Origin of the sequence: Tsukamurella sp. DT100, from assembly GCF_049844855.1 — a bacterium.
Lineage (GTDB): Bacteria > Actinomycetota > Actinomycetes > Mycobacteriales > Mycobacteriaceae > Tsukamurella.
Map to the genome: position 1 here is coordinate 25052 of NZ_JBNCLV010000012.1, position 22827 is coordinate 47878.

General features: G+C 70.7%; 20 protein-coding genes and 1 pseudogene. 10 read left to right on the forward strand and 11 right to left on the reverse strand.

Annotated elements, in window-relative coordinates; all coding sequences use genetic code 11:
* Positions 1-3: 3 nt before the first annotated feature.
* Entirely contained in the window at positions 4-2175 is a 2172-nt protein-coding gene (locus ACLQ3K_RS23615; protein WP_426001891.1) for a 3-hydroxyacyl-CoA dehydrogenase NAD-binding domain-containing protein, read from the forward strand.
* A gap of 136 nt (positions 2176-2311) precedes the next feature.
* Here the strand turns inward: ACLQ3K_RS23615 and ACLQ3K_RS23620 are convergent, their stop codons facing one another.
* The 3 genes from ACLQ3K_RS23620 to ACLQ3K_RS23630 form a co-directional block, all read right to left on the reverse strand.
* Positions 2312-2812: a DUF805 domain-containing protein gene (locus ACLQ3K_RS23620; RefSeq protein WP_426001892.1), complete on the reverse strand. Its 501-nt coding sequence runs from the start codon at positions 2810-2812 to the stop codon at positions 2312-2314.
* A 110-nt stretch (positions 2813-2922) separates the two neighbouring features.
* Complete coding sequence (locus tag ACLQ3K_RS23625) at positions 2923-3684, reverse strand: enoyl-CoA hydratase-related protein (protein ID WP_426001893.1); 762 nt, start codon at positions 3682-3684, stop codon at positions 2923-2925.
* On the reverse strand, positions 3681-4670 hold the full coding sequence (locus ACLQ3K_RS23630) for an NAD(P)H-dependent flavin oxidoreductase (RefSeq protein ID WP_426001894.1): 990 nt from the start codon (positions 4668-4670) through the stop codon (positions 3681-3683). Before ACLQ3K_RS23630 ends, ACLQ3K_RS23625 begins: the two co-directional genes overlap by 4 nt.
* 78 nt (positions 4671-4748) lie before the next feature.
* Here ACLQ3K_RS23630 and ACLQ3K_RS23635 point away from each other — a divergent pair, with 78 nt between their 5' ends.
* On the forward strand, positions 4749-6239 hold the full coding sequence (locus ACLQ3K_RS23635) for an aldehyde dehydrogenase family protein (protein WP_426001895.1): 1491 nt from the start codon (positions 4749-4751) through the stop codon (positions 6237-6239).
* Between the two features lie 10 nt (positions 6240-6249).
* Here the strand turns inward: ACLQ3K_RS23635 and ACLQ3K_RS23640 are convergent, their stop codons facing one another.
* Positions 6250-6798: a hypothetical protein gene (locus tag ACLQ3K_RS23640; RefSeq protein WP_426001896.1), complete on the reverse strand. Its 549-nt coding sequence runs from the start codon at positions 6796-6798 to the stop codon at positions 6250-6252.
* 113 nt (positions 6799-6911) lie between these two features.
* Between ACLQ3K_RS23640 and ACLQ3K_RS23645 the strand changes: the two genes are divergently transcribed.
* Positions 6912-7754, forward strand: a complete 843-nt coding sequence (locus ACLQ3K_RS23645) for a CPBP family intramembrane glutamic endopeptidase (protein WP_426001897.1) — start codon at positions 6912-6914, stop codon at positions 7752-7754.
* A 48-nt stretch (positions 7755-7802) separates the two neighbouring features.
* A pseudogene (locus tag ACLQ3K_RS23650) lies at positions 7803-9146 on the forward strand (hypothetical protein); the annotation flags it as partial.
* Here the strand turns inward: ACLQ3K_RS23650 and ACLQ3K_RS23655 are convergent.
* The 3 genes from ACLQ3K_RS23655 to ACLQ3K_RS23665 all read right to left on the reverse strand — a co-directional run bounded on the left by ACLQ3K_RS23655 (position 9038) and on the right by ACLQ3K_RS23665 (position 13921).
* Positions 9038-10723, reverse strand: coding sequence for a glycosyltransferase family 87 protein (locus ACLQ3K_RS23655; protein WP_426001898.1), 1686 nt, complete (start codon positions 10721-10723; stop codon positions 9038-9040). The pseudogene ACLQ3K_RS23650 and the gene ACLQ3K_RS23655 sit on opposite strands and share 109 nt — an antisense overlap.
* Positions 10720-13458: a transglycosylase domain-containing protein gene (locus tag ACLQ3K_RS23660; protein WP_426001899.1), complete on the reverse strand. Its 2739-nt coding sequence runs from the start codon at positions 13456-13458 to the stop codon at positions 10720-10722. The genes ACLQ3K_RS23655 and ACLQ3K_RS23660 overlap by 4 nt, the downstream gene beginning before the upstream one ends.
* Before the next feature lie 64 nt (positions 13459-13522).
* Positions 13523-13921, reverse strand: a complete 399-nt coding sequence (locus ACLQ3K_RS23665) for a DUF5318 family protein (RefSeq protein ID WP_426001900.1) — start codon at positions 13919-13921, stop codon at positions 13523-13525.
* 229 nt (positions 13922-14150) lie between these two features.
* Here ACLQ3K_RS23665 and ACLQ3K_RS23670 point away from each other — a divergent pair, with 229 nt between their 5' ends.
* From ACLQ3K_RS23670 to ACLQ3K_RS23680, 3 genes are all read left to right on the forward strand, one after another.
* Positions 14151-14687, forward strand: coding sequence for a PadR family transcriptional regulator (locus ACLQ3K_RS23670; protein WP_068526204.1), 537 nt, complete (start codon positions 14151-14153; stop codon positions 14685-14687).
* Between the two features lie 11 nt (positions 14688-14698).
* Positions 14699-15796 (forward strand): inositol-3-phosphate synthase, encoded by a 1098-nt coding sequence (locus ACLQ3K_RS23675; protein WP_224652111.1) that lies wholly within the window; start codon positions 14699-14701, stop codon positions 15794-15796.
* Between the two features lie 161 nt (positions 15797-15957).
* Entirely contained in the window at positions 15958-16704 is a 747-nt protein-coding gene (locus tag ACLQ3K_RS23680) for a DUF1542 domain-containing protein (RefSeq protein WP_426001901.1), read from the forward strand.
* A gap of 13 nt (positions 16705-16717) precedes the next feature.
* Here the strand turns inward: ACLQ3K_RS23680 and ACLQ3K_RS23685 are convergent, their stop codons facing one another.
* From ACLQ3K_RS23685 to ACLQ3K_RS23700, 4 genes are read right to left on the reverse strand one after another with little or no spacing between them, the layout of a single operon-like run.
* Positions 16718-17485 (reverse strand): AIM24 family protein, encoded by a 768-nt coding sequence (locus ACLQ3K_RS23685; RefSeq protein ID WP_224652116.1) that lies wholly within the window; start codon positions 17483-17485, stop codon positions 16718-16720.
* Positions 17482-18183, reverse strand: coding sequence for an AIM24 family protein (locus ACLQ3K_RS23690; protein ID WP_224652117.1), 702 nt, complete (start codon positions 18181-18183; stop codon positions 17482-17484). Before ACLQ3K_RS23690 ends, ACLQ3K_RS23685 begins: the two co-directional genes overlap by 4 nt.
* 5 nt (positions 18184-18188) lie before the next feature.
* Complete coding sequence (locus tag ACLQ3K_RS23695) at positions 18189-18809, reverse strand: AIM24 family protein (RefSeq protein WP_224652119.1); 621 nt, start codon at positions 18807-18809, stop codon at positions 18189-18191.
* 43 nt (positions 18810-18852) lie between these two features.
* Entirely contained in the window at positions 18853-20142 is a 1290-nt protein-coding gene (locus ACLQ3K_RS23700) for a TerD family protein (protein WP_426001902.1), read from the reverse strand.
* Between the two features lie 186 nt (positions 20143-20328).
* On the opposite strand from ACLQ3K_RS23700, the gene ACLQ3K_RS23705 reads away from it, so the two are divergent.
* The 3 genes from ACLQ3K_RS23705 to ACLQ3K_RS23715 all read left to right on the forward strand — a co-directional run bounded on the left by ACLQ3K_RS23705 (position 20329) and on the right by ACLQ3K_RS23715 (position 22826).
* The gene (locus ACLQ3K_RS23705) at positions 20329-20904 is read left to right on the forward strand and encodes a TerD family protein (RefSeq protein ID WP_224652065.1); all 576 of its coding nucleotides are present in this window, start codon (positions 20329-20331) and stop codon (positions 20902-20904) included.
* 102 nt (positions 20905-21006) lie between these two features.
* Positions 21007-21582 (forward strand): TerD family protein, encoded by a 576-nt coding sequence (locus ACLQ3K_RS23710; RefSeq protein WP_224652068.1) that lies wholly within the window; start codon positions 21007-21009, stop codon positions 21580-21582.
* A gap of 95 nt (positions 21583-21677) precedes the next feature.
* A complete protein-coding gene (locus ACLQ3K_RS23715; protein WP_224652070.1) occupies positions 21678-22826 on the forward strand; it encodes a DUF475 domain-containing protein in 1149 nt (382 codons plus the stop codon).
* Position 22827: the final 1 nt, after the last annotated feature.

Genomic DNA, 22827 nt, shown 5'->3' on the forward strand with positions numbered 1-22827 from the left:
GACATGGCTGAGAACATGATCCGCTGGGAACAGGACGCCGACGGCATCGTCGTGCTGACGATGGACGACCCCACCAGCTCCGCGAACACCATGAACGACCTGTACCGCGAGTCGATGGGCGCCACCATCGACCGCCTGGAGGCCGAGAAGGACTCCATCACGGGCGTCGTGCTGACCTCCGCGAAGAAGACCTTCTTCGCCGGCGGCAACCTGAACCAGATCCGCCAGGCGCGGCCCGAGGACGCCGCGACCCTGCGCGACAACGTCGAGTCGATGAAGGCCGCGCTGCGCCGCCTCGAGACCCTCGGCAAGCCCGTCGTCGCCGCGATCAACGGCGCCGCCCTCGGCGGCGGCCTGGAGATCGCGCTGGCCACGCACCACCGCATCGCCGCCGACGCGCGCGGCTCGCAGATCGGCCTGCCCGAGGTCACCCTGGGCCTGCTCCCCGGCGGCGGCGGCGTGACCCGCACCGTGCGGCTGCTGGGCCTGCAGGGCGCGCTCATGGGCGTCCTGCTGCAGGGCACCCGCATGAAGCCGGCCAAGGCCAAGGAGGTGGGCCTCGTCCACGAGGTCGTGGGCACCGTCGAGGAGCTGATCCCGGCCGCGAAGGCGTGGATCAAGGCCAACCCCGAGGGCGGCGTGCAGCCCTGGGACGTCAAGGGCTACAAGATCCCCGGCGGCTCGCCGACCTCGCCGGCGATCGCCGCGAACCTGCCCGCCTTCCCCTCGAACCTGCGCAAGCAGCTCAAGGGCGCACCCATGCCCGCGCCGCGCGCGATCATGGCCGCGGCCGTCGAGGGCGCCCTGGTGGACTTCGACACCGCCAGCGTGATCGAGGGCCGCTACTTCATCTCGCTCGCGACCGGCCAGGTCTCGAAGAACATGATCAAGGCGTTCTTCTTCGACCTGCAACACATCAACGGCGGCGGCTCGCGCCCCGACGGCTACGACAAGTACACCGCCAAGAAGGTCGGCGTCATCGGCGCCGGCATGATGGGCGCGGCCATCGCGTACGTCTCCGCCAAGGCGGGCATCGAGGTCGTCCTCAAGGACATCGACCTCGACGCCGCCAAGCGCGGCAAGGCCTACTCCGAGAAGCTCGAGGAGAAGGCACTGGCCAAGGGCCGCACCACCGCCGAGAAGTCGGCGGAGCTGCTCGCGCGCATCACGCCCACCGTCGATCCCGCCGACTTCGCCGGCGTGGACCTCGTGATCGAGGCCGCGTTCGAGTCGGTCGAGGTGAAGCACAAGGTGTTCCAGGAGATCGAGGACATCGTCGAGCCCGACGCCATCCTCGGCTCGAACACCTCGACGCTGCCCATCACCATCCTCGCCGAGGGCGTCAAGCGCTCCGAGGACTTCATCGGCATCCACTTCTTCTCCCCCGTGGACAAGATGCCGCTGGTCGAGATCATCCGCGGCGCCAAGACCTCGGATGCGGTGCTGGCCAAGGTCATCGACTACACGCTGCAGATCAAGAAGACCCCGATCGTGGTCAACGACTCGCGCGGCTTCTTCACCTCCCGCGTGATCGGCACCTTCGTCAACGAGGCCATCGCGGCCGTCGGCGAGGGCGTGAACCCGGTGCTGATCGAGCAGGCGGGCCAGCAGGCCGGCTACCCGGCCGCGCCGCTGCAGCTCATGGACGAGCTGACGCTCACCCTGCCGCAGAAGATCCGCAAGGAGACCCGCGCCGCCGCCGAGGCCGCGGGCAACCCGCTGCCCGCGCACGGCAGCGACGCCGTGGTCGACGCGATGGTGGACGCGGGCCGCACCGGCCGCAAGGACGGCGCCGGCTTCTACGACTACGTGGACGGCAAGCGCACCGGCCTGTGGCCGGGGCTGAAGGATCTCCTGCCCGCCGGGCAGGACATCCCGCTGCAGGACATGATCGACCGGATGCTGTTCGCCGAGTCGCTCGAGACGGTGCGCTGCTTCGACGAGGGCGTCATGGACTCCGTCGCCGACGCCAACATCGGCTCGATCTTCGGCATCGGCTTCCCCGCCTGGACCGGCGGCGTGCTGCAGTTCATCAACGGCTACACCGCCCCGGACGGCACCGTGGGCCCGAAGGCCTTCGTCGCGCGTGCGCAGGAGCTGACCAAGTACGGCGCGCAGTTCACCCCGCCCGCCTCCCTGGTCGCCAAGGCCGAGGCCGGCGAGACCTACGAGTAGGACGCACCGCTAGGCCGTAGCGCGAAGGGCCCGGCACCGTCGTTCGACGGTGCCGGGCCCTTTCGTCTCGGTCACAGCGCGAACCGCGCAGGAGCGGCCGTGGCCGAACATCTTTCGAGGCGAAAGGTGCTGCCGATTACGACCGGGAGTCGAAGCGGATTCCGGCGGGGTTGCTCGGCAGCACTCCGATCACGATGATCGCGATGTAGACGAGGAAGCCGACGAGCGGAATCGGTCCCAGTAGGAAGATCGGCAGGTACCACCAGCCGGAGGCGTTGATGTCGTGCAATCGCCGAATGGTCAGGCAGATACTGCCGAGGCCGAAGACGAAGCCGCTCACCAGGAGGACCACGACGCCGATGATCGTGGGGAACATGGCGGCACCGCTCCCGTCGTCCCCCGTGATCGCATTGCCGATGGCGATGAGCACGATGCCCACGGCGGACACGCCCGCCGCCGCCAGCGCCACCCACCAGAACTCACTCCGCGACGCACGGCCCGCGGACGTGAGGTAGCTCGCGAAGAAGCGGCGAAGCGCCTGCCCGAAGGTCGCGCCGTAGAGCGGCGATGTCAGATCGTCAGGATTGCGCGTCCCGGCGGTCGGTACCTCGTACTGCTGCTGATAATAGTCCGTCATCTGATTCCCCCTGGTCAATTGGCCGATGTTCGACCGTCGGGGAGAAACTTAGAGCGCCATAAGACGACCGTGCAATATGCTTTACATCACCCTGGGTTGATCAGGGGCCGTCAGTCGGTGAAGCGGGCGGGGCGCTTGTTGAGCATGGCGTCGACGCCCTCGCGGTGATCCTCGGTCTTGAGCAGGATGACCTGGGACTCGGTCTCGCGGCGCAGGGCGTCGTCCAGGCCGGCGAGGGTGGAGGCGTTGACGGCGCGCTTGGTGGCGGCGATGGCCTCCCGCGGGCCGGACGCGAGCTTCGCGGCGGCCGCGGCGACGGCACCGTCGAGCTCCTCGGCGGGGTGGACGGCGGTCACCATCCCGGCGGCGAGCGCTTGCGGCCCGTAGACCCGATCGCCCAGCAGCGCCATCCCCATCGCGCGGGTGCGTCCGATGGCGGCGGGCACGAGCGCGGTGGTGCCGGCGTCGGGCAGCAGCCCGATGCCCACGAAAGGCAGCAGGAAGTACGCGGTGTCGGCGACGAAGGTCAGGTCGGCCGAGAGCGCGAGGCCCACCGCCATGCCCGCGCAGGGCCCGTTCACCTTGGCGATCACCGGGATCGACGCGCCCACGATCGCCCGGATGTAGGCGTTGACGGCCTCGAGCGCCTCCTGCGGCTCCGCGGCCTCGCCGGCCAGGTCGGCGCCGGTGGAGAAGGCCCGGCCCTCGCCGGTGACCACGACGACGCGGATCGCGGGGTCGGCGTCGGCCTCCTCGATGATGCGCGCGAGCTCCCACGCGGCGCGAATGCCGAAGGCGTTCATGCGCTGCGGGCGGTCGATGGTCACCGTCAGGACGCCGCCGTCGACGATGCGTCGGAAGTCCTCGCTCATGCCACGCCCTCCGCGACCCTCGCCAGCGGCGCGAGCCGCCGCTCGATGATGGACGAGCCCTCGGAGACCATCCGCTCGATGAGCTGCGCGCACGTGGGCACATCGCGGATGATGCCCTGGCACAGGCCGACGCTCCAGATGCCGGCCTCGACGTCGCCGTCCTCGAAGACCTTGCGGCCCCGGGCGCCCGCGACGAGGTGCCGGATGTCGTCGAACTCGCAGCCCTGCGCCTCGGTCTCGACCACCTCGACGGACACCGAGTTCTTGGCGACCCGGGCGGTGTTGCCGAGCGTGCGGAAGATGAGCTTCGTGTCGAGCTCGGAGTTCTCGACGATCTGCGCCTTCACCTCGGGCGCGATCGGCGATTCGACGGTGCACAGGAAGCGGCTGCCCATGTTGATGCCGTCGGCGCCGAGGGCGATCGCGGCGACCAGGCCGCGGGCGTCCGCGATGCCGCCGGAGGCGAGGATCGGGATCTCCAGCGCGTCGGCCGCGGCGGGGATCAGCACCAGGCCGGGGATGTCGTCCTCGCCGGGGTGGCCCGCGCACTCGAAGCCGTCGATGGAGACCGCGTCGACGCCGATGGCCTGCGCCTTGAGCGCGTGCCGGACGCTGGTGCACTTGTGGATCACCTTGACGCCGTTGTCCTTCAGGTACGGCAGGAACTTCGCGGGGTTCGAGCCCGCCGTCTCGATGATCTTCACGCCCGACTCGACCGCGGCGCGCAGGTACTCGTCGTAGGGCGGCGGATCGATCGTCGGCAGCACCGTGAGGTTCACGCCGAAGGGGCTCGCCGTGAGCTCGCGCGTGCGCGCGATCTCCTCGCGCAGGTCCTGCGGCGAGGGCTGGGTGAGCGCCGTGAGGATGCCGAGGCCGCCGGCCTCGGAGACCGCGGCGGCGAGGCGGGCGCGACCCACCCACATCATGCCGCCCTGGACGATCGGGTACCGGACGCCGAACTGCTCGGTGAAGCGTGTGGAGAACATGTTCCGAAAGCTAGCACAGATGAGAGAACAGTCTCTAACATATCTGCCAGATACCTGTTCCGATCCTGGAGGACCGTCATGACCGCACCGTCGAAGACCGCGACCGGCGACCTGATCTCGACCGACCCGCGCACCGGCGCGGAGGTCGCCCGCTTCCCGATCGCGGACACCGCGGCCGTCGTCGCCGCGGTCGACACCGCCCGGAGCGCCGCGACGTGGTGGGGCGGCCTCGAGCCCAAGGCCCGGCGCAACTGGCTGCTGCGCTTCCGCAGCGAGCTCGCCCGCCGCTCCGAGGAACTGGCCGGCGTCGTCGCCGCCGAGACCGGGAAGCCGCACGACGACGCGCTCCTGGAGGTCATGCTCGCGATCGTCCACCTGGACTGGGCCGCGAAGAACGCCGAGAAGGTGCTCGGTCGGCGCAAGGTGGGCACCGGCATGATGGGCGCCAACCTGACCGCCACCGTCGAGCACCGGCCGTTCGGGGTGATCGGCGTGATCGGGCCCTGGAACTACCCCGTCTACACCCCGATGGGCTCGATCTCGTACGCCCTCGCCGCGGGCAACGCGATCGTCTTCAAGCCCAGCGAGCTGACGCCGGCCGTCGGCCGGTTCCTCGCCGACACCTGGGCCGCCGCGTGCCCCGGCCAGCCCGTGCTCCAGGTGGTGCACGGCTACGGCGACACCGGTGCCGCGCTCTGTCGCGCGGGCGTCGACAAGCTGGCGTTCACCGGCTCGGCCCGCACCGCGCGCACCGTCATGGCCACGTGCGCGGAGACGCTCACGCCCGTCACGATCGAGGGCGGCGGCAAGGACGCGATGATCGTGGACGCCGACGCGGACATCGACGGCGCCGTCAAGGCCGCGGCGTTCGGCGCCTACGGCAACGGCGGGCAGACCTGCGCCGGCGTCGAGCGGGTGTACGTCGTCGCGGACCGGTACGACGAGTTCGTCGACAAGCTGGCCACCGCGTCCCGCGAGATCCACGGCGGCGAGTCCGACGGCGTCGACTACGGCCCCGCGACCATGCCCAAGCAGCTGCAGATCATCGCCTCGCACATCGACGACGCGCTCAGCCGCGGCGGCCGCGCGCTCGTCGGCGGCCGGGAGTCCGTCGGCGAGCGCACCGTCCAGCCCGTGCTCCTCGTCGACGTCCCGGACGATTCGACCGCCGTCACCGAGGAGACCTTCGGCCCCACGGTGGTGGTCACCCGCGTGAAGGACATCGACGAGGCGATCGACAAGGCCAACGACAGCACGTACGGACTCTCCGCCGCGATCATGACGAAGAACCTCGCCCGCGGCCAGGAACTGGCCCGCCGGCTGCGGACGGGCGCCGTCGCGGTGAACTCGTTCCTGTCCTTCGCCTCCGTGCCCGCGCTGCCCTTCGGCGGCATCGGCGACTCCGGCTTCGGCCGGATCCACGGCGCCGACGGGCTCCGCGAGTTCAGCCGGCCGCAGTCCGTGGCCGCGCAGAAGTTCGCACTGCCTATGGACCTGCTCTCCTTCACCCGCAAGGAGCGCGACATGAACTCCGTGCGGATGATGCTCAAGCACCTCTACGGGCGCTGAGCGCCGCGGCTCAGAAGGTCGTGGTGTTCGCGACGTCCACGCTCACGCCGCGGGTGCCACGGGTGAACACGGTCTTGCCCGCCGACGCCGCGATCGTCCACCCCGACGCCGTGTAGACGTGCCCGTACCGGACCGTGGTGGCCGGGGTGGCGACCGACATGTTGCCGTAGTACCACTCCAGCCCGCTGACGGAGTAACGGAAGCCGGTGGCCGGCTGCCCCGCCTCGGTCCGGTAGGTGCGGCCGAAGTCCGGCGACTGGCAGTCGACGTACTCGGCGTAGACGTTGCAGGTGGTCTTCCCCGACTCGGTGACCACCCGGGTGACGCCCGTGCCGGTGACCGGCAGCGGCGTCGGGGCGGCCGGGGTCGCACCGGCCGTCGCGGTCACCGTCGTCCCGCCGGACGATGCACCCGTGCCGGGCTCCTGCGCGCCCACGGTCGCGCTCGGCCCCGCGGTGACGGTCACCGTCGGGGCGGCCGACGGGCCGTCGTCCCCGCACCCCGCCACCAGGCCCGCGGCGCACAACAGCGCGGCGGCGATTCCGATCGATCGATGCATGACAGATCCTCCCCACCGTCTCCCCGTGATCCGGCTACCCCCTGATCGACCGGCGGCACAAGATCGTTAACAGAGGTCTGGACATTCCTCGTCGCCGCACGCACAGTAGGGGCGTGAAGGCGTGGGCGGGGCGGACGGTGGCGGTGCTCGGCATCGGCGCGATCGCCGGCTCCTCCCTGGTCGCCGCGACGACGGGGCGCGGCCTGCGGTACACCGCGGACTCGCCGGACACGATCCCGTGGTGGCAGCCCTGGGCCCCGGTGGTCGCGGGCCTGCTCGTCGCGCTCGCCGTCCGCGCGCGCGGCACGGCGGCGGACGGGACCGGGACGGCCGCACCGTCGAACCCGCGGCCCCAGGCCCGGATCCTGCTGGCCTGCGGCGTCGGTTTCGCGGCGGCGCTGATCGTGCTCGGCCCCGAGGAGCCGAAGTACACGGCGCTCAAGCTGGGGCTGCTGCTCGCGGTGCCGGCCGCGGTCTTCGCGCTCGACCGGCGGTGGGGCCGCCGCTGGCCGGACCCGACGGCGCGGGCCGGGTGGACGCCGGTACCCGCCGTGATCGCCTACCTGGCCGTGTACCTGGCGCTGAGCGACCGGAGCGAGAACTTCCTCGCCGGGGTGCCGCTGCTCGATGCGGCGCTCCTGCTGCTCGTCGGCTTCGCGATCAACGCGCTGCTCGAGGAGGTGTTCTACCGGCGGTGGCTGCTCACCCGCTGGCACGCGGTGCTCGGGCCGTGGGCGGCCGTCGCGCTCTCCGCGCTGGTGTGGGCGTCCTGGCACGTCGCCATCCAGGGCTCCGGCGACCTACCCCTGGACGCCATGAACGTGCTCGCGAACCAGGGCGTGAGCGGGCTGTTCCTGGGCTTCCTGTGGCTGCGGTACCGCGTGATGTGGCCACTGCTGGTGATCCACGGCATATGGAACGCGAACCCGCTGCAGTTCCTCGCGTCCGGATCGTGACGGCACCGTCGACCTGGGCCGTCCGCGCAGGCGGATAGGGTGGGGCGCATGTCCCGGCCCAGTTTCCGCCCAGATCGGGTGGCGTGGACCGTGCTCGGTCTCACCGTTCTCGCGCTCGTCATCGGCTATCAGATCAAGGCGCAGTGCACCGGCGCGCCCTTCGACGAGTTCGGCCGCTCCGAGGGCTTCGCGTCGACGCCCGGCCGGATCTGCTACTCCGACATCCAGTTCCTCTGGACGGGCCGCGAGGTCAACAACCACGTCTTCCCGTACCTGACCGGCTGGATCGACGGCGACGGCAAGCTGCAGGGCGGCGCCATCGAGTACCCCGTGCTCAGCGGCCTCCTGTTCTGGGTCGGCGCGATCGGCGCTCACAACGACGCCGAGTTCCTCCTGCACATGGCGCTGCTGCTGGCCCCGTTCGGGCTGCTCACCGGCTGGGTGCTGGCTAAGGTCTCGGGCCGCACCGCCGCGCTGTGGGCCGTGGCGCCGCCGCTGGCGCTCTACGCCTTCCACAACATGGAGCTACCGGTGGTCGCCGCGGCGACCGTCGGCTTCGGCATCATGGCCTGGGCCGACAGGACCGGCGGGTCGATCCGGATCCCCGCGATCGCCACGGCCGCGGTGCTCGCCGTGGGCTTCGACCTCAAGATCTATCCGGGCCTGTTCGTCGCGCCGCTGGTGCTGTACGTGCTCACCCACGGCAGGTCGGGCACCGTCGCCCTGCCCGACGGTCCCGGGCGGCGCGCCCGCGTCGACTGGCGCCTGCTCGACTGGGTGGGCGCCGCGGCCACGGCCGCGACGGCCGTGGTGGTGGCCGTCGCGATCAACGTGCCCTTCATGGTCTTCGGCTTCGAGGGCTGGCGGGCGTCGCTGAAGTTCCAGGAGCTGCGCACGGCCGACCTGTCGACCAACTCGATCTGGTACTGGGGCGTGCTCAAGGCCTTCGACGACCCGAAGGACTACGACGCCTTCGTCTCCTCCGTCTCACCGCTGCTCATCGTGATCTCGATCGCGGCCCTGCTGGTGTACGGCTGGCTGCGCTACCGGAGCACCGGCGTGTATCCCTGGCTCGGCGTGAGCGGCGCGATCCTGGCCGCGTTCATGCTGTTCCACAAGGTGCACTCACCGCAGTACGTGCTGTGGCTGCTGCCCTTCTTCATCCTGCTCAGGGTCGACTGGCGGCTCATCGCGGCGTACCTGCTGTTCGACCTGAGCCTCGAGCTCACGGTGTGGAACTACTTCTCCGAGCACGCGGCGCACCTGCCCATCACCTGGTGGGTTCAGTGGGGCGTCTGGATCGGCGTCTGGGGCCGGGCCGCCCTGCTGGTGGTCTTCATCTGGTACCTGCCGCGCTGCGCGCTGCGGCTGCGCAGCGAGGAGGAGTCCGGCGCACCGTCGAGCACGCCTCCCGCCGGGTCGTCGAGCGGCGGCGAGTACGGGCCCGGGAACGTCGACCGGACCAGGTCCTCGTCGGGCCGGTAGATCTGCCGGATCACCAGCGCGCACAGGCCGATCACGGCGAGGTCGCGCAGGAGCACGGTGGCCGTGAAGGCCTGCTCCGGCAGGCCCCTGTTCTGCATGCCGAGGAAGTACATCATCCGCGGCACCCAGACGAGGGCGTCGATGGTCATCCAGGCGAGCAGGATCCGGGTGTGCGGAATCGCGAGCACGGCCAGCGGCACCAGCCACAGCGAGTACTGCGGGCTCCACACCTTGTTCACCAGCAGGAAGCCGGCCACCAGCAGGAAGGCGAGCTGCGCGACGCGCGGCCGCCGCGGCGCCTTCAGCGCGAGATAGCCGACGCCCGCGATGACCGCGACGAAGAGCAGCAGCGTGATCCCGTTCGCCAGCGACGAGGCGCCGCCGCGCGGGCCCTGGCCGCCGAACACCCAGCCGCCGGTGAAGGAGCTGATCACGGCGTAGATGGAGTCCATGTCGACGGCGCGGATCGAGTTGCGGTGGAAGAACTCCCACCAGCCGCGCGGCGCGGCCACGAGGATCGGCAGGTTCACCGCGATCCACGTCGCCAGCGCCACCGCCGTCGCCGTGAACCAGGGGCGCAGCCGGCCGGCGCGCAGGCACAGGAAGAACAGCACGATCAGCAGGAAGGCGGGGTAGAGCTTCGCCGCGGTGCCCAGCCCCAGGACCAGTCCGGCCCAGGCGTGCTTCTCGCGCGACCACAGCAGCATCCCCACGGCCATCGCGGCCACGGCGATCGCGTCGAAGTTCGTGAACGCGTGCACGATCACCAGCGGCGACGCGGCCATGAGCATCACGTCCCACGGGCGGCGCGCGGCGGGGCGCGACGGGGAGGCCGCGCCGCCGGCTAACCGGGTCGTGGCCCACACGGCGATCAGCCAGAACAGGGCCAGCCCGACGGCGGCCACGGTGAAGAACAGCACCACCTCGATCGCCGCGGGCACGCCCCACTTCTCGTGCAGGGTCACCCACACCTTGGCGACCTTCATGGACGCGTACTGGTACATGCCGGTGAGCACCGGGTACTCCATGTAGCGCTCCTGGCGGGCGCCCGTGGGGTCGGTGTCGAAGAACTGGGTCACGTAGGGCATCAGGCCCTCGTTGAGCCGCTCCGCGCCGTACAGCGGCACGGTGTCCGAGTAGCACATCGCGGCGTACGGCCGGTTGCCCGACCAGTCCAGCACCAGCTGCCCGCCGTCGGACTTCTGCTGCAGGCAGCCGGCCTTGGTGGTCCAGCCCAGGGCCAAGAACAGCACCGCCACCAGCAGGATCAGGCGCAGCGGCGTGAAGAACCGCTGGAAGCCGACGAGCGCGTGCGCGCCCACCGGGCCGCCGAGCACCGTCGAGAAGTCCCGCGCGACCGCGTCGGTCCGGCTCGGCACGTCCCGGTCGGGCTCGATGACCGAGGCCGGGTCGAACGGGCCGGGGCTGACGTGGAGGCGATCGTCGTCGTCCGCCTCGGTCGCCGCTGCGCGGGGTTCCGTCACGGCACCGGGTTCGTCACCCGCGGTGCCACCGTGCGGCCGCCGTTGCCGGGGACCGTCCCGTTACCGTTCCCGGCACCCGGCCGGGGCCGGGTGGTCGGCCCACCGGGGTTGGTCGGGTTACCGCCGGGCTGCGTGGTGGTCGGGTCCCACGGGAAGGTCGGCAGCGGCACGCCGGGCAGGCCCGGCACCGTGCGGGTCGCCGACCCGCTCTCGCCCGCCGACGCCGACGCGGACGCCGATCCCGTCGACGAGGGCCGCACCCGGGTCTCCACCGGGACGCCCGCCTGGCCGCCGATCATGCCGGGGGTCGGGAAGGACTCGTAGTCGGTGTCCGAGAGGGCGCCGTCCATCGTCTGCTTCCACACGGTCGACGGGACGCCGGAGCCGTAGATCGGCCCGCCCCACCCGTTGCTGATCGGGCCGCCCTTGTCGTTGCCGACCCACACCGCGGTGGAGATCGACGGGGTGTAGCCCACCATCCAGGCGTCCTTGTTCTGGCCCGTGTCCTGGTACTGCGCGGTGCCGGTCTTGGCGGCCGAGGCGCGGCCGCCCGCCAACCCGTTGCCGTTCGAGTACGAGGCGATGGGCTGCAGCGCGGCGGTCACGTTGTTCGCGACGTCCTTGCTGAAGCGGCGCTCGCCCGGATCGTTCTGCCGGTCCAGCAGCGTGCGGCCATCGGCGGTGGTCACCTTGGAGATCAGGTGCGGCGCGCGGTAGATCCCCTCGGCGGCGAAGGTCGCGTACGCGGACGCCATGTCGATGGGGCGGCTCTGGTACTGGCCCAGGACGACGCCGCCCTCGACGCCGCTGCCGTCGGTCTGCTGCAGGGTCTTCTGGATGTTGCCGAAGCTCTCGGCCACGCCCGCCTTGTGCGCCGCGTCGGCGACGTCCTGGGCCTGGTTGTTCAGGTCCATCATCAGGCGGTAGTAGACCGTGTTCAGCGACATCTTCATGGCGGTCGCCAGGTTGCAGCTGCCGCAGGACTCGCCGTCGGAGTTGTTGACGGTGACACCCTGCGCCTTGAACGGCGAGGAGGAGTAGACGCGGGAGAGGCCGATGCCCTGCTCCAGGCCCGCGACCAGCGCGAAGACCTTGAACGACGAGCCCGTCTGCAGGCCGGCCTGGACGCGGTCGTAGCCGTTGCCGTCGCTGCCGCCGTAGTAGGCGAGGACGCCGCCCGTCTTCGGGTCGACGGAGACGATCGCCGTCCGCAGGTCCTTCGGCTGGTTCTCGGTCATGTTCGCCGCGGCCTTCACCGCTGCGGCCTGCGCCTGGGCGTCGATCGTCGTGGTGATCTTCAGGCCCTGCGTGCTGAGCGTGGACTCGTCGATGCCGGCGTCCTTGAGCTCGCGCAGCACCTGCGTCTTGATCAGGCCGTTCGGGCCGGCGGACAGGTCGTCGCCGGCGCCGCGCCCCGGGGCGATCGTCTTCGGGAACTGCAGCTTGGCGCGCTGCGCGGGGTCGAGGGTCTTCATGTCGACCATGCCGTCGAGCACGTAGTTCCAGCGACCGGTGGCATCGGCCAGGTGTGTCGTGGGCTCGTACAGCGACGGTCCGCGGACGAGGCCGGCGAGGAGCGCGGCCTGCTCGGCCTTGAGGTCCTTGGCGTTGACGTTGAAGTAAGCCTTCGACGCCGCCTGGATGCCGTACGCACCGCGGCCGAAGTAGATCGTGTTCAAGTACGCCGCCATGATGTCGTCCTTGGACCAGGAGTTGGACATCTTGGTGGAGATGATGAGCTCTTTCCACTTGCGCGACAGCGACGATTCGTCGCCGACCAGCGCGTTCTTCACGTACTGCTGCGTGATGGTGGAGCCGCCGCCGGCGTCCTCGCCGTCGCCGGCGACGCCCGGGATGCGCTTCCACACGGCGCGCGCGAAGCCCTTGAGGGAGAAGCCGGGGTTGGTGGCGAAGTCGCGGTCCTCCGCGGCCATGATCGCGTTCTTCATGACGTCGGGGATGTCCTGCGCGGGCAGGATCTCGCGGTTGCCCTCGGGCGGCACCACTCGCGCGATGGGGGTGTTGCCGTCCTTCATGACGATCGTCGCGACCTGGTTGGTCTGGATCTCGCCCGGCTGCGGCACGTCGGTGCGCCAGTAGCCGACGAGGAAGGCCAGTAGCGCGACCACCAGGATCAGGGCGACCGCGGCCACGCCGCCGGTCACGACGCGTCGGAACAGTGAACCGCTCACGAGCGCTCGCAGTCCCTTCTTGTCGGAGTCGTCATGGTCGCCGTCGTCCGGCTCGTCGGGGCCGTCACCGTCGCCGCCGCCCGGCCCATCGCCGCCGGGGCCGTCGCCGCCGGGGCCGTCACCGCCCGGTCCGTCACCACCGGGGGCGGGCGCGGCGGGGGCCGCCTTGCGGATCACGACGGGCTGCTCGGCCGGCGCGGCCGGGCGCGACGGTGCGCCGCGGTCGGCCTCCGCCGCGAGCTCGGCACCGTCGACGGGACGGCCCGAGAGCGGCTGGTAGGCGGTGCGCGGCTCGCCCGGGCCCGGGCTCGACGGTGCGCGGCCCGCGCCCGGGGCGGCGGGCGGGGTCGGTGCGGCGGGCGGGGTCGGGGCGGCGGGCGGGGTCGGGGCGTCCTTGCCGCTCGGCGGGACCACGGGGAACTGCGTCGTGGGCGCCGCCTGCGGCGTCGCGGGGCGCGGCGGAACCGGCGGGGTGGGGCCTCCGGGCCGCGACGGCCCTCCGGCCGCCCCGTTCCGCTCGTCCTTGCCACCCGGGTTCGTCACCGCTGGTTCTCCGCTCGTCTCATCGTCGTCTCGTACGTTCCGTGCCGGTCCGGCCGCCGCTCGTTCAGCCGGGGGCCGCGCGGCGCTTGCGCCGCGGTCGCGGCGGGAGGCCCGCCACGTACGACTGCACCAGATGATTCCAGTTGCACGACCTGCACACTTCCACGACATGCACGGAGAACTCCACCCGTGTGGATTCCATCTCGCTGAGCTCGGCGTCCGTCCGGGCCGAGCCCGAGGCGTCGCCGAGGGATTCACCGAACACCCAGGACACCAGGGTCAGCTGCTCCTTGCGGCAGATCGGGCAGAGCACCTCGGACGGCCGGCCGTGGAACTTGGCCGCACGCAAGAGGTACGGATCGGCGTCGCACACCGCCTTGACGGCGGTGTGCCCGGCGTTGACCGACGCGAGCAGCGATCGCCGCTGCAGCGCGTAGTCCACCGTTTGCCTCTGCGTCCGCACGGATCCAATGTACGTGTCCGCGCCGGGAGACGCCGCGACAAGGGCATACCGCCCGGGACCGTCCGCCCCGGTCGCGGGCCCCGGACGTCGCGTGGCGCCGCCTGTCGTTCATCACCGGTTCACCCCTGAGGTATCGTTCTATATATCGGCGCGATACAACTGCCGATCGATTGATGAGATAGATCCACTCGCGTCAGCCGCTCGACGCCGCGCACGGAAGGAGGCAGCAGTGCTCGAACTCGCAGTTCTAGGACTCCTGCACGACTCCCCCATGCACGGCTACGAGATCCGCAAGCGGCTGACGGAACTGCTGGGCCCGTTCCGCGCGTTCTCCTACGGATCGCTGTACCCCGCCCTGCGCCGCGCGCAGGACGCCGGGTACATCGCCGAGGAGGACGGACCGGGCCCGTCGAAGCGCCGCGCGCGCCGTGTCTACGGCCTGACCCCGGCCGGCAAGGAGCGGTTCTCCGCCCTGGTCGCCGACACCGGTCCGCAGAACTACACGGACGACGGGTTCGGCGTGCATCTCGCCTTCTTCACCGCCACTCCCGCCCAGGCCCGGCTGCGCATCCTCGAGGGTCGCCGCCGGCAGGTCGAGGAGCGGCGCGAGGAACTCCGCCGGGCCCTTGCGGCCGGCGGGACCAGCGAGACGTACACGCGGCAGTTGCACGAGCTGGGACTGGAAACGACGGAGCGCGAGGTGCGGTGGCTCAACGAGTTGATCGCCGCCGAATCCCGCTCCGACGCGAAGACCGACACCGACTGAAGGGAACAACGGTGACTGACAACTCCACCAAGGTGCGCGTCGCGATCGTCGGCGTGGGCAACTGCGCCTCGTCGCTCGTGCAGGGCGTGCACTACTACAAGGACGTGGCCGACGACGCCACCGTGCCGGGCCTCATGCACGTGAAGTTCGGCCCGTACCACGTGCGCGACGTCGAGTTCGTCGCCGCGTTCGACGTGGACGGCAAGAAGGTCGGCTTCGACCTCTCCGACGCCATCAACGCGTCCGAGAACAACACCATCAAGATCGCCGACGTGCCGCCCACCGGCGTCACGGTGCAGCGCGGCCACACCCTCGACGGCCTGGGCAAGTACTACCGCCTGACCATCGAGGAGGCGCCGGGCGAGGGTGTCGACGTCGTCCAGCAGCTCAAGGACAACGAGGTCGACGTGCTCGTCTCGTACCTGCCCGTGGGCTCCGAGGAGGCCGACAAGTTCTACGCGCAGTGCGCCATCGACGCGGGCGTGGCCTTCGTCAACGCGCTGCCCGTCTTCATCGCCTCCGACCCGGAGTGGGCCGCGAAGTTCCGCGACGCCGGCGTCCCGATCGTCGGCGACGACATCAAGAGCCAGGTCGGCGCCACCATTACCCACCGCGTGATGGCGAAGCTGTTCGAGGACCGCGGCGTCACGCTGGACCGCACGTACCAGCTCAACGTCGGCGGCAACATGGACTTCAAGAACATGCTCGAGCGCGACCGCCTCGAGTCGAAGAAGGTCTCCAAGACGCAGGCCGTCACGTCGAACCTGACCGGTCCGCTCTCGGGCAAGGTGCACGACAAGAACGTGCACATCGGCCCGTCGGACTACGTCGAGTGGCTCGACGACCGCAAGTGGGCGTACGTGCGCCTCGAGGGCCGCGCCTTCGGCGACGTGCCGCTGAACCTGGAGTACAAGCTCGAGGTCTGGGACTCGCCCAACTCGGCCGGCATCATCATCGACGCCGTGCGCGCCGCGAAGATCGCCAAGGACCGCGGCATCGGCGGCCCCGTGATCCCCGCCTCGGCGTACCTGATGAAGTCCCCGCCCGAGCAGATCGCCGACGACGTCGCGCGTAAGCAGCTCGAGGAGTTCATCATCGGCGCGGACTAGTCCCCGCCCGGCCGGCACGTCCGGCCACCGTCGTAGGGCCCGTCACCCGTGGGGTGGCGGGCCCTCGTCGTGCCCGAGCGACCCCTTCGCCCTGGGTGAAAAGTCCGGATCGCACAGCTTCTCGTCAGCCTCGCAGCGGGCGATCTCGGTACCGTCGGGTCATGGACCCCGTGCTGATCCTCGTCGCCGTCGCCGTCCTCGCCCTGATCGTGCTGCTCGTGACCCGCGGCAACCGGAACCGGTCGACCGCGCTCTCCGACGCGCAGGCGGACGCCCGCGCCGCCATCGACCGGCTGGCCGGCCAGGTGAACAACCTCGTCGGCTCGAACGACGCCGCCCGGCAGGCGCTCGCCGACGCGGGCGAGCGGTACACGGCCGCCGGCGCGCAGGTCGGGGGCGCGAACACGCCCGCGCAGGCCCGCTTCGCCAAGCAGACCGCGCTCGAGGGCCTCTACTACGCGCGCGCGGCGCGGGTCGCGATGGAGATGGACCCCGGCCCGCCCATCCCCGAGCTCGACGGCCAGCGCACCGCGGGCTCCGTGTCCGAGGACCGGACGGTCGACGTCGACGGCCGCGCGCTCACCGCCTCGCCGTCGCCGTCGGACCGCACCCCGAACTACTACCCCGGCGGCGTCGTCGCGGGCCGGCCGGTGCCCGCGGGCTGGTACAGCGAGCCCTGGTGGAAGCCCGCGCTCGTCGCCGGAGCCTGGGGCATGGGCAGCTACCTGCTGTTCAGCTCGATGTTCGTCGGGATGGCCGGGGTCGGCCCGGCCGTCCTCGCCGACCCGGGGGTCGACGGCGCCGCCGACGCCGGTGCCGACGGGGGCGGCGACTTCGGCTCCGACGGGGGCGGATTCGGTGACTTCGGCGGCGGGGACTTCGGCGGGGGCGACTTCGGCGGCTTCTGACCGCCGGCCCGGGCTATTGCTGCTGCCCCAGCTGCTGCTGGACGGACGCGTTGATCTCGCGCAGGCCGCCCGCCGAGAGGCCGGGGAGCTGCCCGGTGATGTTGCGGACCACGTGCCGGTCGTCGAGCACCTTCTCGCTGGACTGCACGAGCACCGTGCCGGAGCCGGTGAAGTCGAACTGCCGCTCCTCGCCCGAGCTCACGCCGAACGCGCGGCCCGCGGCGGCGACGAAGCTCGTCACCCACGCCTGGTCGTAGTGGTGGCTCGGCGAGGGGCAGTCGGCCCAGCCGACGAGCGCCTCGGGGTCCACCCGCACGGGCGGCTCGACGAACATGACCTGCCCGTTCGACGAGGCGAGGAACCGGCCGGTGCCGATCAGCGTCACGAAGCCCGGCACGATCGACTGCTGCAGTGAGAGGTTCGGCTCGAAGGCCAGGAGGTTCGCGGCGCGGATCGTGAGGTTGCCGTTGTCCTCGAGGTCGTAGGCGTTGATGTCGTTGCCGCGGTCGCCGATGATCAGCTTGCCGTGGCCCTCGGCCACGACGTAGTCGCCGAGGTACAGCGGCGCCGAGAACTGCTGCGCCACCATCTGCAGCAGCTGCCCCTGCAGCCCGTGCTGCAGGGAGGTGAAGGTCATCTGCCCGTAGTGGGCGATCATCGCGCCCTTGGACAGGAACCAGGGCTTGATCAGGTCGATGCAGTACGAGTACTGGTTGCCCGGGACGTTGTCGCCGCCCGCGGGGAGGGTGTGCGGGTTCCACACCGTGTCGAGTTCGCTCACAGGCGGTGCTCCGATGCTTGGACGTAGACGACACCCTGACCGGTGCAGTCGAGCTGGAAGGCCTCGCCGCCGGTGCGGCCCATGTTCCGTAGGCTCACGGTGGAGCGCAGGTTGGTCTGGACCGGGCCGAGCGCCGCGGCGAAGGCCTGCGGGTCGACGGTGACCGGACGGTTCGGCGCGACCTCCAGCGTGATGAAGCCGCCATGCCCGAGGATCGCGGCAGCTCCGACGCCGCTGAGCTGCGTGGTGAACATGCCCTGCCCCGTCGCGACGCCGCTCGCCGCGGACCGCAGCGCGCCCATGATGCCGCCCCCGCCGCCGCCCCCGCCCGACGCGGAGGTGGAGACGATCGAGGCCTGCAGGCCCTGGGTGTAGGCGAGCAGCCGGGAGGCCTCGACGCGGAGGTCGCCGCCCTGCGGCATCTCCACCACCTCGACCTCGAGGCCGCGGAAGCCGTAGTGCACGGTGCCGTTGCCCTGCGCGACCATGGTCGCCTCGTGCTCGCCCTGCATCATCCGGCCGGCCATCCCGGCGATGCCGCCGAGCGCGCCGCCCATGCCGCCGCCCATGCCGGGGATCTGGTGCGGCTGGAAGAAGACGTTCCCCGTGTAGAAGAGCATCGCGCCGCGGCGTGCGATGACGGGGCCGGAGCGCGTGAGGTCGATCGAGACGACCTTGCCGTTGACCTTGGTGAACACCGCGCCTACCTCTCCGCCGGCTGGATCGAGACCACGCCGGAGCCGTCCCAGCGCAGGGAGAAGGCCTCGCCGCCGCCCTGGCCCATGACGGACCGCCACGACACGTCGGTCACGAAGGACTGCGAGAGCTGCCCCCGCGCGCAGACGAAGGCGTCGGGGTCCACTACCAGGGGGTACTGCGGCGAGACCTCGAGGTGGATCAGCGGCCCGCCGAGCGAGAGCAGCGCGACCTGGCCGTGCCCCGTCACCGTCGTGGTGAACAGGCCCTGCCCGGACGCCCCGCCGCGCACGCCGGCGAAGGTCACGTTGGTCGAGAGCTGCGGGGTGAGCGCGAGCAGCTGCTCGGACTCGACCTGCAGGGTCTCGCCGTTCAGGTCCACGACGGTGACGGTGGCCGCGTCCTGCGCCAGGTACACCACCCCGGTGCCGGTGCACTCCATGAGCGAGAGGCCCTCGCCCGTCGCGCGGCGCTTGAGCCCGGCCACCACGCCGTCGCCCCCGCCGAAGCCGGCCGACTTGAAGCTGACCTGGCCCTCGTAGGCGATCATCGAACCGCTGATCGCGCGGATCGAGCTGTTGTTCAGGTGCGCCTCGACGACGCGTTTCGTCTTCGATCTCAGCTGCATGGGCTCCCCTCCCCCTCCTCGTACGCCGCCACTGTAGGGGGCGTCACTTCCTCCCGGGCGTGAAGTTCAGCCCCCAGTTGTAGGCCTCGGCGACGGCGCGCTGCGAGCCGTGGATGTATTGCACCTCGCGGGTCACCGTGAGCTCGCCGTTCACCACGTGCAGCTGCGCGATGGCGCAGGAGATGGCGCGCCGGTCCGGGTTGTCGAGGCGCACCTCCACCTCGGGCCCGCCGGGCGGGAAAAGGGTGACGACGCCGTTCGCGGACGCCCAGTTCGGTGTGCCCTCGTAGATGTAGGCGAAGATCAGGATCCGCACGAAGTCGTCGAGGTGCGCCAGGTTGATGTGCAGGTTCTCGCCGCCCTGGGACCGGCCGGAGCGGTCGTCGGCGTCGAGCTGGATGAACGGCGGCCGGTCGATGCTGCCGAACGAGTTGCCGAGCGCCTGCACGCCGCCGCGGTCGCCGTTGCGGAGTTCGTAGAAGCACGCCAGGTCCAGGTCCACGGCGTTCCCTCCGCCGAACAGGCCCTTCTTGCCCTGGGTCCAGTTCAGGTTCACGCGCATGGTGCCGGTCGGCCGCTCGGAGGACTTCGCCAGCGAGACGGTGGGCGCGGACTTGGTCAGCGTGATCTTGGAGAGGTTCACCGGCGGCGCGGCCGGCGCCGGGGCCGGGGGCTGCTGGTAGGCGGGCTGGGCCGGCGGGTACGCCGGTGCCGGCGGCTGCTGGTAGGCGGGCGGCTGGTACGCGGGCGGCTGCTGATAGGTCGGCTGGGCCGGCGGGGGCTGGTACGCCGGCTGCGCGGGCGGGTACGACGGTGCCGGGGGCGCGGGCGGCGCGGCGGCGGGCGGCGGACCGTCGACGGTGACGCCGTGCTCGGTGAGCAGGGCGACCAGGCCGCGGTCCCAGCCGGCGCTGACGTTGCGCACCTTCCAGGCCCCGTTCCGCCGGTAGACCTCGGCGAGCACGGCGGCCCGCTCACTGGTCAGACCGGTGGCGGGGCAGTCGTCGGCGCCGACGCGCGCGCTCAGCCCGGGGATGGCGGCGAGCGACCCGGGCACCTTGTCGTCGAGCGCGACGGCGAGCCGGACGGTGCTGATCGACGCCGGGACCAGCGCGAGGTCGAGGGTGAGGACGTCCGGTCCGGTCAGCCGCACGGCCCCCTCGGGCGACGTGGGGCTGTTGAAGAAGACCAGGTCGGCGTCGCTGCGGACCCGTCCGTCGTCGGTGACCTGGATGGCGAACAGGTCCACCGAGCCCGGGGCGACACCGGAGATGGAGACCGGGACGGAGGTCTGGGACAGGGCCGCGTTCTGACCGCGTGCGAGTGACGTCACGATGTCGATTGTTGCAAGAATCCGGCGAATCGGCGCGGAAGGACGTGAAAAGCGAGTGACACGTCGCTCACCATCGGGGCGGCCCCGTCGAACCCGGCGCCGCGCGCCCGAGATCGCGTACTGTGAATTTCGCGACCACGTCAGCGGGCGGCGGTGCGCCGTCGCCTTTTTCTCGGGAGGAATCACATGGGAGTCAGCCTCAGCAAGGGTGGAAACGTCTCGCTCAGCAAGGAGGCGCCCGGCCTGACCGCGGTCGCCGTCGGCCTCGGCTGGGACGCGCGGAGCACCACCGGCGCCGAGTTCGACCTCGACGCCAGCGCCCTCGCGGTGGACACCGCCAAGCGGGTGCTCGACGATCAGCACTTCGTCTTCTACAACAACCTGCGTTCGCCCGACGGCTCGATCGAGCACACCGGCGACAACCTCACCGGTGAGGGCGACGGCGACGACGAGGTCATCAACGTCAACCTCGCGGGCGTGCCGCCGCAGATCGACGCGGTGGTCTTCCCGGTCTCGATCCACGACGCCGACAACCGCGGCCAGTCCTTCGGCCAGGTCCGCAACGCGTACATCCGCGTGGTGAACCAGGCCAACGGTCAGGAGATCGCCCGCTACGACTTGTCCGAGGACGCCTCCACCGAGACCGCCATGGTCTTCGGCGAGCTGTACCGGCACGGCACCGAGTGGAAGTTCCGGGCCATCGGCCAGGGCTACGCCTCGGGCCTCGCGGGAATCGCCCGCGACTTCGGCGTGAACATCTGACCTTTCGCGAACTTCGTCCGGATCGGGTATCCGAAACGTCGGTATAGTTCGAATCACACGCGGGGGCGGTCGGCGTCGTCGTGCTACCAGGAGGAACCAGGTATGGGTGTCAGTCTCGTCAAGGGCGGCAACGTCTCGCTCACCAAGGAGGCCCCCGGCCTCACCGCGGTGTCCGTCGGTCTCGGCTGGGACCTGCGCACCACCACCGGCACCGACTTCGACCTCGACGCCAGCGCGATCGGCATCGACGCCAACAAGAAGGTCGCCTCGCCCGAGAACTTCGTCTTCTTCAACAACCTGCGGACGCCGGACGGCTCGATCGAGCACCTCGGCGACAACCTCACGGGTGAGGGCGACGGCGACGACGAGGTCATCAAGGTGAACCTCGCCGCGATCCCGCCGAACGTCGAGGGCATCGTCTTCCCGGTCTCGATCTACGACGCCGACAACCGCGGCCAGTCCTTCGGCCAGGTCCGCAACGCCTTCATCCGCGTGGTGAACCAGGCCAACGGCCAGGAGATCGCCCGCTACGACCTGTCCGAGGACGCCTCCACGGAGACCGCGATGGTCTTCGGCGAGCTGTACCGCAACGGCGCGGAGTGGAAGTTCCGGGCCGTCGGCCAGGGCTACGCCTCGGGCCTCGCGGGTATCGCTCGCGACTACGGCGTCAACGTCTAGTACTGCACCTCTCGAGCCACAGCGCGTAGACCCGGCGAGCGGACCCCCGCACGCCGGGTCCTCGCGCTCCGCACCCCTTCAGTCGAAAGGCCGATGTGTTCCGCATCTTCGGACTCTCCTTCTTCGTCACGATCGCCGCCCTCGTGGCCGCGTTCTTCTACGGCGGCCCCGAGGCCCTGATCCTCACCCTGATCCTGGGCATCCTCGAGGTCAGCCTCTCGTTCGACAACGCCGTCATCAACGCGACCGTGCTGCAGCGCATGAGCCAGTTCTGGGTGCGCATGTTCCTCACGGTGGGCATCCTGATCGCGGTCTTCGGCATGCGCCTGGTGTTCCCGCTCGCGATCGTGTGGATCACGGCCGGCCTGAACCCCGTGCAAGCCCTCGATCTGGCGCTCAACCCGCCGGCCGACGGTGCCCACTACTTCCCGGACGGCAGCGCCAGCTACCAGACGCTGATCGAGGCCGCGCACCCGCAGATCGCGGCCTTCGGCGGCATGTTCCTGCTCATGCTGTTCCTGGACTTCATCTTCGATCCCGAGCGCGAGATCACCTGGCTCAGCTGGATCGAGAAGCCGCTGCAGCGCATCGGCCAGCTCGATCGGTTCTCGATCATCGTGGCCCTGGTCGCGCTGCTGGCCACCGGCGTCTGGGCGGCGCACACCGTCGACGAGTCGAAGACGGTGTTCATCGCGGGCCTGCTCGGCCTGGTCACGTACATCGTGGTCAACGGCCTCGGCGAGTTCTTCCACGTCGAGGAGATGGAGGAGGAGGCGGAGCTCGCGCGCTCCGGCCCGTCCGAGCTGGCGAAGGCCACCGGGAAGGCCGGCTTCTTCCTGTTCCTCTACCTCGAGGTGCTCGACGCGTCGTTCTCCTTCGACGGCGTGATCGGCGCGTTCGCCATTACGGCGGACCCGATCATCATCGCCCTGGGCCTCGGCTTCATCGGCGCGATGTTCGTCCGCTCGCTCACCGTGTACCTCGTGGAGAAGGGCACGCTCTCGGAGTACGTGTACCTCGAGCACGGCGCGCACTGGGCCATCGGCGCGCTCGCCGGCATCCTGCTGTTCTCGATCTACACGCCGGTTCCCGAGCTGGTCACTGGCCTCGTCGGCGTTGTGCTGATCCTCGCGGCGCTCTTCTCGAGCATCATCCGGAACCGACGCGAGGGCGACGGCGAGGGCGACGGCGCACTGGTCGCCGACGGCCCGACCGTGTCGACCTCGCAGACGATCGAGTCCTGAG

What these genes read in the sequence shown, in the direction of transcription:
- ACLQ3K_RS23680 (WP_426001901.1), top strand. Translation starts at nt 15,958, where the DNA reads ATGGACCCCGTGCTGATCCTCGTCGCCGTCGCCGTCCTCGCCCTGATC.
- ACLQ3K_RS23705 (WP_224652065.1), top strand. Translation starts at nt 20,329, where the DNA reads ATGGGAGTCAGCCTCAGCAAGGGTGGAAACGTCTCGCTCAGCAAGGAG.
- ACLQ3K_RS23630 (WP_426001894.1), bottom strand. Translation starts at nt 4,670, where the DNA reads ATGTTCTCCACACGCTTCACCGAGCAGTTCGGCGTCCGGTACCCGATC.
- ACLQ3K_RS23695 (WP_224652119.1), bottom strand. Translation starts at nt 18,809, where the DNA reads ATGCAGCTGAGATCGAAGACGAAACGCGTCGTCGAGGCGCACCTGAAC.
- ACLQ3K_RS23615 (WP_426001891.1), top strand. Translation starts at nt 4, where the DNA reads ATGGCTGAGAACATGATCCGCTGGGAACAGGACGCCGACGGCATCGTC.
- ACLQ3K_RS23620 (WP_426001892.1), bottom strand. Translation starts at nt 2,812, where the DNA reads ATGACGGACTATTATCAGCAGCAGTACGAGGTACCGACCGCCGGGACG.
- ACLQ3K_RS23710 (WP_224652068.1), top strand. Translation starts at nt 21,007, where the DNA reads ATGGGTGTCAGTCTCGTCAAGGGCGGCAACGTCTCGCTCACCAAGGAG.
- ACLQ3K_RS23625 (WP_426001893.1), bottom strand. Translation starts at nt 3,684, where the DNA reads ATGAGCGAGGACTTCCGACGCATCGTCGACGGCGGCGTCCTGACGGTG.
- ACLQ3K_RS23640 (WP_426001896.1), bottom strand. Translation starts at nt 6,798, where the DNA reads ATGCATCGATCGATCGGAATCGCCGCCGCGCTGTTGTGCGCCGCGGGC.
- ACLQ3K_RS23635 (WP_426001895.1), top strand. Translation starts at nt 4,749, where the DNA reads ATGACCGCACCGTCGAAGACCGCGACCGGCGACCTGATCTCGACCGAC.